The organism is Endozoicomonas sp. ONNA2 (assembly GCF_024606365.1).
Lineage (GTDB): Bacteria > Pseudomonadota > Gammaproteobacteria > Pseudomonadales > Endozoicomonadaceae > Endozoicomonas.
Genome location: NZ_JAHHPO010000983.1, coordinates 1 through 1,771, shown reverse-complemented (window position 1 = coordinate 1,771; position 1,771 = coordinate 1). Strand labels below are relative to the sequence as shown.

1 protein-coding gene is annotated in these 1,771 nt (G+C 51.1%); it reads left to right on the top strand.

Annotated elements, in window-relative coordinates; all coding sequences use genetic code 11:
* Nucleotides 1–162 precede the first annotated feature (162 nt).
* Complete coding sequence (locus KDK14_RS17395; RefSeq protein ID WP_257266452.1) at nt 163–1,620, top strand: coniferyl aldehyde dehydrogenase; 1,458 nt, start codon at nt 163–165, stop codon at nt 1,618–1,620.
* The last annotated feature ends 151 nt before the right edge of the window (nt 1,621–1,771 follow it).

The window sequence follows — 1,771 nt, the reverse complement described above, 5'->3', positions numbered from 1 at the left end:
ACATCCATGTGGTCGTGCGCGAGATTCGGGGCAGTTTATGAAATATCCGGGCTAATCATTCAGATTTTTCACCCCTGGCGTTATTTTTTTCTTCATCAATTGGCGTGCACTGGCTGAAAAATCAGGAACCCGATCAATTCCGGACTTATCAGGAAAATAACCATGACAATAACTGAAGCCATCGCCCCAAAACAACAACAGGCAATCCCGCCAGCCACACCCTCCTTGCCGGATCTGCTGTCCCTTCAGCGCAAAGCCTTTCTGAAGGACCCTAACCCAAGCTATCAGGAACGGGTTGCCCGCCTGAAGGCCCTCAAGAAAGCATTGCTGAGCAATCAAGACGCACTATTGACAGCGTTGGATGAAGATTTTGGCGGCCGCTCCAGAAGCGAGTCATCAATCACCGAAATTATACCGAACCTGGGCAGTATCCATTACACCATCAAGCGGCTGAAAAAATGGATGCAACCGAGCAAGCGCAAGCTGAATCCCCAGCTCATGCCTGCCTCGGCAAAAGTGGTGTACCAGCCATTGGGGGTCGTGGGTATTGTGGCTCCCTTCAACTACCCACTGTTCCTGTCGCTCAGCCCATTGCTGACGATTCTTGCCGCCGGCAACCGGGCCATGATCAAGATGTCGGAATTCACACCAAAAACCTCGGCACTGGTTGCCCGCATCATTGAGCAAACATTTCCTGCTGACCTGGTCACCGTCGTGTGCGGAGATGCGCAAGTGGCAGCCGAATTTACCAACCTTCACTTTGACCACATTATTTTCACCGGTTCGACAGCGGTCGGTCACCATGTCATGCAAGCCGCTGCAAAAAACCTGACCCCGGTAACCCTGGAACTCGGCGGCAAGTCACCGGTCATTGTGGATAACGACTTCCCGATACAGGAAGCGGCACAAAGAGTCTGCTACGCAAAAGCCCTGAACGCCGGTCAAACCTGCGTAGCACCGGACTATGTACTGGTGAAAAATGACCAGAAAGCCGCCTTTATTGAGCACTATCTCAACGCCTTTCGAAAAATGTACGCAACGGTAAACGGAAATAATGATTACACCTCGATCATCAATGACCGTCACCACCAGCGATTATTGACATTGCTTGAAGACGCCAAAGCCCGGGGCGCAACCATCCACACGGCGGGCAATGAGGAAGTTAACGACGGAAGCCGTAGGATTCCCATTCACTTGATAGAAAATCCAACGGACAGCATGGGCATTATGCAGGAAGAAATTTTTGGCCCGCTGCTTCCGGTCATCGGCATCGATAGCCTTGATGAAGCCATTCAGTTTGTCCAGCAACGACCAAGGCCCCTGGCACTCTACTACTTTGGTTCTGACACAAAAAATCAGGAAGCCGTACTGGAGCAGACCCACTCGGGCGGTGTCTGCATTAATGAATGTTTATTGCATGTAGCGGTTGAAGATATGCCCTTTGGCGGCATTGGCCCCTCAGGTATGGGTCAGTACCATGGCTATGAGGGCTTCCTGACATTCTCCAAGGCCAAGGCGGTGTTAACCAAAGGCAAGCTGAACAGCACGAAATTGATCTACCCACCCTATGGTGGCTGGCTGCAGAAAAAAATGCTGGGGTTCATTTCCGGCCGCAAATAGGCCCTGTTATGCTCAAGCCTCTGATTGACTTCAGGGGCGAGCCTTGGCAACAACTCAGCCAGGAGGCTGTCCGAAAATAGACTGCCCTACTGCGGTGACAGCAAATTGGTCTAAAAAGTCGGAAATTTTTAGTAAATAGAACCACTATTCA